Below are 11,835 nucleotides of genomic sequence, written 5' to 3'. Positions count from 1 at the left end.
GACGGTCGTTTCAAGTGCGCGGATTTCACCCGAAGCAGACAGCCTCAACAAGGAGGCCCGTGCCGTAAACGCCGAACAGGTCTCATCTTGAATCCCGATTCTGGGATGTCCGCCGCATCTCGCCGGGTGTATCGAGCGGAAACGAAAAGGCCCGCGCTAGCGGGCCTTTTCCTGTTTACGGGACCAGCCTCAGCGGCTGGCCTTCATCGCTTCGCGCGGCACATACTTGCCCACCTCGAACTTGCCGATGGCGGCGCGGTGCACTTCGTCCGGGCCGTCGGCCAGGCGCAGGGTGCGCTGCATGGCGTAGAAGTAGGCCAGCGGCGTGTCGTTGGAGACGCCGGCGCCGCCGTGGATCTGGATGGCGCGGTCGATCACGTTCAGCGCGACGTTGGGCGCCACCACCTTGATCTGGGCGATCTCGCTCTGCGCCACCTTGTTGCCCACGGTGTCCATCATGTAGGCGGCGTTGAGAGTCAGCAGGCGGGCCTGGTTGATCTCGATGCGCGAGTTGGCGATGTGGTCGATGTTGCCACCCAGGCGCGCCAGCGGCTTGCCGAAGGCGGTACGGCTGACGGAGCGCTTGCACATCAGTTCCAGCGCGCGCTCGGCCATGCCGATGGAGCGCATGCAGTGGTGGATACGGCCCGGGCCGAGGCGACCCTGGGCGATCTCGAAGCCCCGGCCCTCGCCGAGCAGCACGTTTTCGTAGGGCACGCGCACGTTCTCGAACAGCACTTCGGCGTGGCCGTGGGGGGCGTCGTCGTAGCCGAACACCGGCAGCGGACGAAGTATCTTCACGCCGGGGGTATCGGTCGGCACCAGGATCATCGAGTGCTGCTGGTGGCGCGGCGCGTCCGGGTTGGTCAGGCCCATGAAGATCATGATCTTGCAGCGCGGGTCGCAGGCGCCGGAGGTCCACCACTTGCGGCCATTGATGACCCACTCGTCACCGTCGCGCACGGCGTTGGCCTGCATGTTGGTGGCGTCCGAGGAGGCCACGCCCGGCTCGGTCATGGCGAAGGCGGAACGGATCTCGCCGGACAGCAGCGGCTCCAGCCACTGCTTCTTCTGCGCCTCGCTGGCGTAGCGCACCAGGGTCTCCATGTTGCCGGTGTCCGGCGCGGAGCAGTTGAACGGCTCGGAGCCCATCAGCGAGCGGCCCATGATCTCGGCCAGCGGCGCGTATTCCATGTTGGTCAGGCCGGCGCCGTACTCGGATTCCGGCAGGAACAGGTTCCACAGGCCCTCGGCTTTCGCCTTGGCTTTCAGCTCTTCCATGATCGCGGTCGGCTGCCAGCGATCGCCTTCGTTGACCTGCTGCTCGAACACCGCTTCGTTCGGGTAGACGTGGGCTTCCATGAAGGCGGTGACGCGTTCACGCAGTTCCTGGACCTTGGGGGAGTAGGCGAAATCCATGGGGACACCTTGGTGGTTGGCTTCGATGGGGAATGATGCTAGAACAGCACCCACGATTTATCTAAGCTATTTTCCTGCCTTATCAACATTCATAAGCAATATGTGATGAGGCTTGATCCCGCGGAGAAGGCCATGAACTTGAACAAGGTAGACCTCAACCTCTTCATCGTCTTCGATGCCATCTATACCGAGGCCAACCTGACCCGCGCCGGGCAGATCGTCGGCATTACCCAGCCGGCCGTGTCCAACGCCCTGGCCCGCCTGCGCGAGACCTTCAACGACCCGCTGTTCGTGCGCACCGCCCAGGGCATGGTGCCCACGCCCATGGCGCAGAACATCATCGGCCCGGTGCGCAACGCCCTGCAGCTGCTGCGTGTGTCGGTGCAGGAGAGCCGCACCTTCGACGCCAAGCAGGCGAACAAGACCTACCGCATCAGCATGACCGACCTGTCCGAGCAGATCCTGCTGCCGTCCCTGTTCCAGCGCCTGCGCCGCCTGGCTCCGGCGGTGCAGATCGAGAGCTTCCAGTCCAAGCGCCGCGAGACCACCAAGGAACTGGCCGCCGGCCGCCTGGACTTCGCCGTGGATGCTCCGCTCAACACCGACCCGCAGGTGCGCCACGTCAAGCTGATGGAGGACCGCTACGTCTGCGCCATGCGCCCCCGCCATCCGCTGGCCAAGGACAAGATCAGCCTCGACGAATACCTGTCGCTGGCCCATATCCAGATTTCCAGCCGCCGTAGTGGCCTCGGCTACATCGATCTGTCACTGGGCAAGATGGGCCTGCAGCGCAAGGTCGCCCTGCGCTCGCAGCATTACCTGATGGCCTCCACCGTACTGCACAACACCGACATGGCGATGACCGTGCCGGAGCGCTTCGCCCGCCGCCACGGCCTGCATTTCGTCGACCTGCCGGTAAACGATGTGCCGGCACTGGAGACCCACCTCTACTGGCACGAGAGCACTGACCAGGACCCGGCCAACCGCTGGATGCGCGAGCAGCTGATCGAGCTGGCACAGCAGATCATCGTCCAGGAGAAGAAGGCTCCGGAGCCGGTCTGATGTGGCCGTAGGGTGCGCCGTGCGCACCGGAGATTGATTCGATGCTTCCTGAGCAGAGTGAGGGCATCACAGACGGCTCGGAATAGCCTGGAAAAACCCTCACCCCCGCCCCCTCTCCCACAGGGAGAGGGGAGCACTCACAGGCTCCGCGCGATCACCATCCGCTGCACATCGCTGGTGCCTTCGTAGATCTGGCACACGCGCACGTCGCGGTAGATGCGCTCCACCGGGAAGTCCTTGAGGTAACCGTAGCCGCCTAGGGTCTGGATCGCCGCTGAGCAGACCTGCTCCGCCATTTCCGAGGCGAACAGCTTGGCCATCGAGGCCTCGGTCAGGCATGGCAGCCCGGCTTCGCGCAGGGCGGCGGCGTGATGCACCATCTGCCGTGCCACGGCGATGCGGGTCGCCATGTCGGCCAGGCGGAAGGCCACCGCCTGGTGCTCGATGATCGGCTTGCCGAAGGTCTTGCGCTCATGCGCGTAGTCGCGCGCCGCCTCGAACGCGGCGCGGGCCATGCCCACCGACTGCGCGGCGATGCCGATGCGCCCGCCCTCCAGGTTGCTCAATGCGATGCGATACCCCTCACCCTCCTCTCCCAGGCGCAGGCTGGTCGGGATGCGCACTTCGTCGAGCTGGATCTGGCAGGTGTCGGAGGCATGCTGGCCGAGCTTGTCCTCGACCCGTACCACCGAGTAGCCGGGCGTGTCGGTCGGCACGATGAAGGCACTGATGCCCTTCTTGCCAGCTGCCGGGTCGGTCACGGCGAAGACGATCACCAGCCCGGCGTGGCTGCCGGAGGTGATGAACTGCTTGGCGCCGTTCAGCACATAGTGGTCGCCGTCGCGACGCGCGCGGGTGCGCAGGTCGCTCGCGTCGGAGCCGGCCTGGGGCTCGGTCAGGGCGAAGGCGCCAAGCATGGCGCCGCTGGCCAGCGGCTGCAGGAAGCGCTGCTTCTGCTCCTCGCTGCCGAACTTGAGGATGGGCATGCAGCCCACCGAGTTGTGCACGCTCATGATGGTCGAGCAGGCGCCGTCGCCGGCGGCGATCTCCTCCAGGGCCATGGCGTAGGCCAGGTGGCCGGTCTGCGCGCCACCCCACTCCTCCGGTACCAGCATGCCGAGGAAGCCGAGATCGGCCATTTCCTTCAGCGCCTCGGCGGGAAAGCGATGATCGCGGTCCCAGTCGGCGGCAAAGGGCTTCAGCCGCTCCTGGGCGAACTGGCGGGCCATGTCGCGGATCAGGATGTCCTGTTCGGCGGGAATCATCGGCTCACCTCACTTGGCAGCCATGCGCAGCGCGCCATCCAGGCGGATGACCTCGCCGTTGAGCATGGCGTTCTCGACGATATGGCGGACCAGCGCGGCGTACTCGGCCGGACGCCCCAGGCGCGGCGGGAACGGCACGTTAGCGGCCAGGGAGTCCTGCACCTCCTGGGGCATGCCGGCCATCATCGGCGTCTCGAAGATGCCGGGCGCGATGCACATCACGCGGATGCCCGAGCGCGCCAGGTCGCGCGCCGCCGGCAGGGTCATGGCGGCCACGCCGCCCTTGGAGGCGGAATAGGCGCTCTGCCCCATCTGCCCGTCGAAGGCCGCCACCGAGGCGGTGTTGATGATCACGCCGCGCTCGCCGCCCGCGTTCGGCTCGTTACGGGCCATGGCTTCGGCGGCCAGGCGCAGCATGTTGAAGCTGCCGATCAGGTTGATCTCGATGGTGCGGCGGAAGCTGTCCAGGCCGTGGGCGCCATTGCGGCCGATGACCTTCTCGGCCGGCGCGATGCCGGCGCAGTTGACCAGCCCATGCACGGCGCCGAAGGCCTGCAGCGCCTCGTCCACGGCGGCGCGACCATCGGCCTCGCTGCTGATGTCGGCGCGCAGGAAGCGCGCCCGCTCGCCCAGTCCGGCGGCCGCCCTGGCGCCGGCCTCGGCATTGATGTCCAGCAACAGCACCCTGGCGCCCTGCTCCGCCAGTTCTCGGGCGGTGGCTAGGCCGAGGCCGGAGCCGCCGCCGGTGATCAGGAACACGGAATCTTCGATGCGCACAGCCCACTCCTCATCCAACGATGAATGTCGAATCGGGCCGGAGCCCGAGATTGACAGTCAGGCTGGCACAAGTTTACGTTAACGTAAAGGTAAACGAGAGCCGGTCATGTCCATCACCTATTCGATCTCCGATCTGGCCCGCGAGCTGGACGTCACCACCCGTGCCATCCGCTTCTACGAGGAGCAAGGCATGCTCGCCCCCGAGCGCCGCGGTCAGGAGCGCATCTACCGGCCCAAGGACCTGGTGGCCCTCAAGCTGATCCTGCGCGGCAAGCGCATCGGCTTCTCCCTGGCCGAGTGCAAGGAGCTGATCGACCTCTACGACCCCGCCAGCGGTAATCGCAGGCAGCTGGAGACCTTCATGAGCAAGATCGCCGCCCGCCGCGCCCAGCTGGAGCAACAGCTGCTGGACATCGAACAGATGCAGCTGGAGCTGGACACCGCCGAGGAACGCTGCCTGGCGGCGCTGGCCGAGACGACCGCGTAGGGCAGCGAGCCGTCCAGGCTGAGTCCCTACCCAACAGCCCCGGTGCGCGCGGCGCACCCCATGACAACAAGAGCAGGTGCACCATGAGCTACCCGACCCTCAACTTCGGTCTCGGCGAAACCATCGACATGCTGCGCGACTCGGTGTACCAGTTCGCCCAGGCCGAGCTGGCACCGCGCGCCGCGCAGATCGACCGCGACAACGAATTCCCCATGGACATGTGGCGCAAGTTCGGCGACATGGGCTTGCTCGGCATGACCGTGGAAGAGGAATACGGCGGCACCAACATGGGCTACCTGGCCCACGTGGTGGCGATGGAAGAGATCAGCCGCGCCAGCGCCTCGGTCGGCCTGTCCTACGGCGCCCATTCCAACCTGTGCCTGAACCAGATCCGTAAGAACGGCACCCATGAGCAGAAGCTCAAGTACCTGCCCAAGCTGTGCTCCGGCGAGCACGTCGGCGCCCTGGCCATGAGCGAGCCCAATGCCGGCTCCGACGTGGTATCGATGAAGCTGCGCGCCGAGAAGCGCGGCGACCGCTATGTGCTCAACGGCAACAAGATGTGGATCACCAACGGCCCGGACGCCAACACCTACGTGATCTACGCCAAGACCGATATCAACGCCGGCTCGCGCGGCATGACCGCGTTCATCGTCGAACGCGACCTCAAGGGTTTCTCCCGCCACCAGAAGCTCGACAAGCTGGGCATGCGCGGCTCGAACACCTGCGAGCTGGTGTTCGAGGACGTGGAAGTGCCGGAAGAAAACATCCTCGGCGGAGAAGGCCGTGGCGTGGCCGTGTTGATGAGCGGCCTGGACTACGAACGCACCGTGCTCTCCGGCGGCCCGACCGGGATCATGAGCGCCTGCATGGACGTGGTGCTGCCCTACGTGCACGAGCGCCAGCAGTTCAAGCAGTCGATCGGCGAGTTCCAGCTTGTACAGGGCAAGCTGGCCGACATGTACGCCGGCATGAACGCTTCCAAGTCCTACCTGTACACCGTGGCCAAGGCCTGCGACCGGGGCGAGGAATCGCGCAAGGACGCCGCGGCGGTGATCCTCTATACCGCCGAGATGGCCACCAGGATGGCTCTCGACACCATCCAGTTGCTCGGCGGCAACGGCTACACCAACGAGTACCCGGCCGGCCGCCTGCTGCGCGACGCCAAGCTCTACGAGATCGGCGCCGGCACCAGCGAAATCCGCCGCATGCTGATCGGCCGCGAGTTGTACAACGAGACGAAATGATCCTTCTCCCTTTGGGAGAAGGTGCCCGAAGGGCGGATGAGGGAGCCATGACCAGCACCCTCACCCTAGCCCTCTCCCAGAGGGAGAGGGAATCAAAGCATACGAGGCATCCATGGCCATCCTGCACACCCAGATCAACACCCGCTCGCCGGAGTTCGCCGCCAACCAGGCGGCCATGCTCACCCAGGTGAACGACCTGCGCGCCCTGCTCGCCCGCGTCCACGAAGGTGGCGGCGCCAAGGCCCAGGAGCGCCACACCTCGCGTGGCAAGCTGCTGCCGCGCGAACGCATCAACCGCCTGTTGGACCTCGGCTCGCCCTTCCTCGAAGTCGGCCAGCTGGCCGCCCATGAGGTGTACGGCGAAGACGTGCCGGCCGCCGGCGTGGTCGCCGGCATCGGCCGCGTGGAAGGCGTCGAGTGCATGATCATCGCCAACGACGCCACGGTGAAAGGCGGCAGCTACTACCCCCTGACCGTGAAGAAGCACCTGCGCGCCCAGACCATCGCCCAGCAGAACCGCCTGCCGTGCATCTACCTAGTGGACTCCGGCGGTGCCAACCTGCCGCGCCAAGAAGAGGTGTTCCCGGACCGCGAGCACTTCGGCCGGATCTTCTTCAACCAGGCCAACATGAGCGCCCAGGGCATCCCGCAGATCGCCGTGGTCATGGGTTCCTGCACCGCCGGCGGCGCCTATGTGCCGGCGATGAGCGACGAGACCATCATGGTGCGCAACCAGGCCACCATCTTCCTGGCCGGCCCGCCGCTGGTGAAGGCCGCCACCGGCGAGGTGGTGACCGCCGAGGAACTCGGCGGCGCCGACGTGCACTGCAAGACCAGCGGCGTGGCCGACCACTACGCCGAGAACGACGAACACGCCCTGGCCCTGGCCCGCCGCTGCATCGCCAACCTCAACTGGCGCAAGCTCGGCCAGCTGCAGGCCCGCACGCCCATCGCCCCGCTGCATGACAGCGAGGAGCTGTACGGGGTGATCCCGGCCGACGCCAAGCAGCCCTTCGATGTACGTGAAGTGATCGCGCGCATCGTCGACGGCAGCGAGCTGGACGAATTCAAGGCGCTGTTCGGCACCACCCTGGTCTGTGGTTTCGCCCATATCCACGGTTACCCGGTGGCCATCCTGGCGAATAACGGCATCCTGTTTGCGGAAGCGGCGCAGAAAGGCGCGCACTTCATCGAACTGGCCTGCCAGCGCGGTATTCCGTTGCTGTTCCTGCAGAACATCACCGGCTTCATGGTCGGCAAGAAGTACGAGGAAGGCGGCATCGCCAAGCACGGTGCCAAGCTGGTTACCGCCGTGGCCTGCGCCAAGGTACCGAAGTTCACCGTGATCATCGGCGGCAGCTTCGGCGCCGGTAACTACGGCATGTGCGGCCGCGCCTACGACCCACGCTTCCTGTGGATGTGGCCCAACGCGCGCATCGGCGTGATGGGCGCCGAGCAGGCTGCCGGCGTGCTGGTGCAGGTCAAGCGCGAGCAGGCCGCCCGTGCCGGCCAGCCGTTCAGCGACGAGGAAGAGAGCCGCATCAAGCAGCCCATCGTCGCCCAGTATGAGCAGCAGGCCCACGCCTACTACTCCAGCGCCCGCCTGTGGGACGACGGTGTGATCGACCCGGCGCAGACCCGCGACGTGCTCGGCCTGGCGCTGTCCGCCAGCCTCAATGCGCCCATCGAGCCGACCCAGTTCGGCGTGTTCCGGATGTAAGGCACTACTCCCCTCTCCCTCCGGGAGAGGGGCCGGGGGTGAGGGACAGCCTGTCGAACGCAGAGCACCCTCACCCCAGCCCTCTCCCAAAGGGAGAGGGAGAACCACAGAGTTTCCTGGAGCCGCCATGACCGACTTCACCACCGTACAGCTTGAAACCGACCCGCGCGGCTTCGCCACCCTGTGGCTGAACCGTCCGGACAAGAACAACGCCTTCAACGCCGAGATGATCCGCGAGCTGATCATCGCCATCGACGCGGTGAGCGCCGACAAGACCCTGCGTTTCCTCCTCCTGCGCGGGCGCGGCAAGCACTTCTCCGCCGGCGCCGACCTGGCCTGGATGCAGGCCTCAGCCAAGCTCGACTACAACGCCAACCTCAACGACGCCCGCGAGCTGGCCGAGCTGATGTACAACCTCAACGCCCTGAAGATCCCGACCCTGGCCGTGGTCCAGGGCGCGGCCTTCGGCGGCGCGGTGGGTCTGGTTAGCTGCTGCGATATGGCCATCGGTGCGGATGACGCGCTGTTCAGCCTGTCCGAAGTGCGCATCGGCTTGGCCCCGGCGGTGATCAGTCCCTTCGTGGTCCAGGCCCTCGGCGAGCGTGCCGCGCGCCGCTACGCGCTGACCGCAGAACGCTTCTCCGGCAATCGCGCCCGTGAGCTGGGCCTGCTGGCCGAAGCCTACCCGGCCGCGGAGCTGGAGGCCCAGGTCGAGAGCTGGGTCAGCAACCTGCTGCTCAACAGCCCGCAGGCCATGCAGGTGAGCAAGGACCTGCTGCGCGAAGTGGCCAGCGGCGTGCTCAACCCGCCGCTGCGCCGCTACACCGAGAATGCCATCGCCCGCATCCGCGTCAGCCCCGAAGGCCAGGAGGGGCTCAACGCCTTCCTGGAAAAACGCACGCCCGCCTGGCAGGAGCCGCAAGCATGAGCCGCAAGCACATCGATACCCTGCTGGTGGCCAACCGCGGCGAGATCGCCTGCCGGGTGATGCGCACCGCCAAGGCCCAGGGCCTGAAGACCGTGGCCGTGCACAGCGTCATCGACACCAACGCACGGCATGTACGCGAGGCCGATATCGCGGTGAACCTCGGCGGCGCCAAGCCGGCTGACAGCTACCTGCTGGTCGACAAGATCATCGCCGCGGCCAATGCCAGCGGCGCCCAGGCCATCCACCCGGGCTACGGCTTCCTCTCCGAGAACGCCGGCTTCGCCCGCGCCATCGAGGCCGCCGGGCTGATCTTCCTCGGCCCGCCCGCCTCCGCCATCGACGCCATGGGCAGCAAGTCGGCGGCCAAGGCGCTGATGGAAGACGCCGGTGTGCCGCTGGTGCCCGGCTACCACGGCGAAGCCCAGGACCTGGAGACCTTCCACGCCGCTGCCGAACGCATCGGCTACCCGGTGCTGCTCAAGGCCGCTGCCGGTGGTGGTGGCAAGGGCATGAAGGTGGTCGAGACGGAAGATCAGCTCGCGGAGACCCTAGAATCCGCCCGGCGCGAGGCCCAGTCGGCCTTCGGCGACTCCCGCATGCTCGTGGAAAAATACGTGCTGCAGCCGCGCCACGTGGAGATCCAGGTATTCGCCGACAGCCACGGCAACTGCCTGTACCTCAACGAGCGCGACTGCTCGATCCAGCGCCGCCACCAGAAGGTGGTCGAGGAAGCTCCGGCCCCTGGCCTGACGCCCGAACTGCGCCGCGCCATGGGCGAGGCGGCGGTCAAGGCCGCCCAGGCCATCGGCTACGTCGGTGCCGGCACTGTGGAGTTCCTGCTCGATGCCCGCGGCCAGTTCTTCTTCATGGAAATGAACACCCGCCTGCAGGTGGAGCACCCGGTTACCGAAGCCATCACTGGCCTCGATCTGGTGGCCTGGCAGATCCGCGTGGCCCGTGGCGAGGCGCTGCCAATCACCCAGGATCAGGTGCCGCTGAATGGCCACGCCATCGAAGTGCGTCTGTACGCCGAGGACACCGATAACAACTTCCTGCCCGCCTCCGGCGACCTGAAGCTCTATCGCGAACCAGCCGCCGGCGAAGGCCGCCGCGTCGACAGCGGCGTAGCCCAAGGCGACACGGTTTCGCCGTTCTACGACCCCATGCTCGGCAAGCTGATCGCCTGGGGCGAGGACCGGGAGCAGGCCCGCCAGCGCCTGCTGGCCATGCTCGAAGAAACGGTGGTCGGCGGCTTCGCCAGCAATCTGCCCTTCCTGCGTCGCGTGCTGGCCCATCCGGCCTTCGCGGCTGCCGAGCTGGATACCGGCTTTATCCCCCGCCACCAGGCGCAGCTGCTGCCGGCAGTGACCGAGCTGCCGAGCGAATTCTGGCAACTGGCCGGCGAAGCCTGGCTGCAGAGCGAGGCACCGCGCCGCAGCCACGAGGACTATCTCTCGCCTTGGAGCGGCAACCTCGGCTGGCGCGCCGGCCTGGCCAGCGAGACCGATCTGCAGCTGAGCTGCGGTGAGCAGCGCCAGACCGTGCACCTGCGCGGCGCGCTGCAGTCAAAGCTGCTGGGCGAGCAACTGTGGCTCGAGCACGACGGCCTGCGCCGTGCCCACCGCGCCATCCGCCAAGGCGATGCACTGTATCTGGAGTGGCAGGGCCGCCTGCACGAGGTGCGCAAGGTCGACCCGATCGCCGAGGTCGAGGCCAGCCACGCCCAGCACGGCGGGCTGACGGCGCCCATGAACGGCAGTATCGTGCGCGTGCTGGTCGAACCCGGCCAGGCTGTGGAAGCCGGCACCGCCCTGGTGGTACTGGAAGCCATGAAGATGGAGCACAGCATCCGCGCACCCCACGCTGGCACGGTCAAGGCGCTGTACTGCGCCGAAGGCGACATGGTCGGCGAAGGCGCCGCACTGGTAGAGCTGGAAGAGGCCTGAGGGCCACCCACGAAGCGAGAGAGAACAGATGAACCTGCCGCAACACGTCCGCCTGGTCGAAGTCGGCCCGCGCGACGGCCTGCAGAACGAGAAACAGCCGATCAGCGTGGCCGACAAGGTGCGCCTGACCGATGACCTGAGCGCCGCCGGCCTGAGCTACATCGAGGTGGGCAGCTTCGTCTCGCCCAAGTGGGTGCCGCAGATGGCCGGCAGCGCCGAAGTATTCGCCGGCATCCAGTACAAGCCCGGCGTGGTCTACGGCGCCCTCACCCCCAACCTCAAGGGTTTCGAGGCCGCAGTCGAGGCCGGCGTGAAGGAAGTGGCGGTGTTCGCCGCTGCCAGCGAGGCCTTCTCGCAGAAGAACATCAACTGCTCCATCGCCGAGAGCCTGGAGCGCTTCGTGCCGGTGATGGAGGCGGCCAAGGCCCACGGCATCACCGTGCGCGGCTATGTCTCCTGCGTACTCGGTTGCCCCTACGAGGGCGAAGTGGCGCCCGAGCAGGTCGCTGCCGTGGCGCGCGAGCTGTTCGCCATGGGCTGCTATGAGGTATCGCTGGGCGACACCATCGGCACCGGCACCGCCGGCAAGACCCGCACCATGTTCGAGGTGGTCGGCCGCGATATCCCGCGCGACAAGCTGGCCGGGCACTTCCACGACACCTACGGCCAGGCCCTGGCCAATATCTACGCCAGCCTTTTGGAAGGTATCGCCGTGTTCGACAGCTCGGTCGCCGGCCTCGGCGGCTGCCCCTACGCCAAGGGCGCCACCGGCAACGTCGCCACCGAGGACGTGCTCTACCTGCTGCAGGGCCTGGGCATCCACACCGGCATCGACATGGATAGGCTGATTGCCGCCGGCGCGCGCATCTGCCAGGTGCTCGGCCGCGATAACGGCTCGCGGGTGGCCAGGGCTTACCTGGCCCGCGCCTGATCGCTGTCAGCTTTTCCTGACAGCCTGTAAAGCCGCGCCACAGCGGCGAGCGT

10 protein-coding genes are annotated in these 11,835 nt (G+C 66.9%); 7 read left to right on the top strand and 3 right to left on the bottom strand.

Annotated features, from left to right (window positions below):
- Positions 1 to 189: 189 nt before the first annotated feature.
- A complete protein-coding gene (locus N7640_RS12935; protein WP_279904846.1) occupies positions 190 to 1,419 on the bottom strand; it encodes an acyl-CoA dehydrogenase in 1,230 nt (409 codons plus the stop codon).
- A gap of 132 nt (positions 1,420 to 1,551) precedes the next feature.
- On the opposite strand from N7640_RS12935, the gene N7640_RS12930 reads away from it, so the two are divergent.
- On the top strand, positions 1,552 to 2,481 hold the full coding sequence (locus N7640_RS12930; RefSeq protein WP_279904847.1) for a LysR family transcriptional regulator: 930 nt from the start codon (positions 1,552 to 1,554) through the stop codon (positions 2,479 to 2,481).
- Positions 2,482 to 2,618: 137 nt separating this feature from the next.
- Here the strand turns inward: N7640_RS12930 and N7640_RS12925 are convergent, their stop codons facing one another.
- Positions 2,619 to 3,746, bottom strand: a complete 1,128-nt coding sequence (locus N7640_RS12925) for an acyl-CoA dehydrogenase family protein (RefSeq protein ID WP_279904848.1) — start codon at positions 3,744 to 3,746, stop codon at positions 2,619 to 2,621.
- 9 nt (positions 3,747 to 3,755) lie between these two features.
- On the bottom strand, positions 3,756 to 4,523 hold the full coding sequence (locus tag N7640_RS12920; RefSeq protein ID WP_279904849.1) for a 3-hydroxyacyl-CoA dehydrogenase: 768 nt from the start codon (positions 4,521 to 4,523) through the stop codon (positions 3,756 to 3,758).
- Positions 4,524 to 4,629: 106 nt separating this feature from the next.
- On the opposite strand from N7640_RS12920, the gene N7640_RS12915 reads away from it, so the two are divergent.
- The 6 genes from N7640_RS12915 to N7640_RS12890 all read left to right on the top strand — a co-directional run bounded on the left by N7640_RS12915 (position 4,630) and on the right by N7640_RS12890 (position 11,782).
- Positions 4,630 to 5,010, top strand: coding sequence for a MerR family DNA-binding transcriptional regulator (locus tag N7640_RS12915; RefSeq protein WP_279904850.1), 381 nt, complete (start codon positions 4,630 to 4,632; stop codon positions 5,008 to 5,010).
- 83 nt (positions 5,011 to 5,093) lie between these two features.
- On the top strand, positions 5,094 to 6,257 hold the full coding sequence (locus N7640_RS12910; protein WP_279904851.1) for an isovaleryl-CoA dehydrogenase: 1,164 nt from the start codon (positions 5,094 to 5,096) through the stop codon (positions 6,255 to 6,257).
- Positions 6,258 to 6,369: 112 nt separating this feature from the next.
- Positions 6,370 to 7,977, top strand: a complete 1,608-nt coding sequence (locus N7640_RS12905) for a carboxyl transferase domain-containing protein (RefSeq protein WP_279904852.1) — start codon at positions 6,370 to 6,372, stop codon at positions 7,975 to 7,977.
- A 127-nt stretch (positions 7,978 to 8,104) separates the two neighbouring features.
- The gene (locus N7640_RS12900; RefSeq protein ID WP_279904853.1) at positions 8,105 to 8,905 is read left to right on the top strand and encodes a gamma-carboxygeranoyl-CoA hydratase; all 801 of its coding nucleotides are present in this window, start codon (positions 8,105 to 8,107) and stop codon (positions 8,903 to 8,905) included.
- The gene (locus tag N7640_RS12895; protein WP_279904854.1) at positions 8,902 to 10,851 is read left to right on the top strand and encodes an acetyl/propionyl/methylcrotonyl-CoA carboxylase subunit alpha; all 1,950 of its coding nucleotides are present in this window, start codon (positions 8,902 to 8,904) and stop codon (positions 10,849 to 10,851) included. The genes N7640_RS12900 and N7640_RS12895 overlap by 4 nt, the downstream gene beginning before the upstream one ends.
- Positions 10,852 to 10,879: 28 nt before the next feature.
- Positions 10,880 to 11,782 carry a hydroxymethylglutaryl-CoA lyase gene (locus tag N7640_RS12890; protein ID WP_279904855.1) on the top strand — a complete coding sequence of 301 codons (903 nt, stop codon included), beginning with the start codon at positions 10,880 to 10,882 and terminating at the stop codon, positions 11,780 to 11,782.
- Positions 11,783 to 11,835 lie beyond the last annotated feature (53 nt).

The organism is Pseudomonas sp. GD04015 (assembly GCF_029837675.1).
GTDB classification, from domain to species: domain Bacteria; phylum Pseudomonadota; class Gammaproteobacteria; order Pseudomonadales; family Pseudomonadaceae; genus Aquipseudomonas; species Aquipseudomonas paralcaligenes.
The sequence above is the reverse complement of the archived record's forward strand: the minus strand, read 5'-3'. Positions and strand labels throughout refer to the sequence as shown.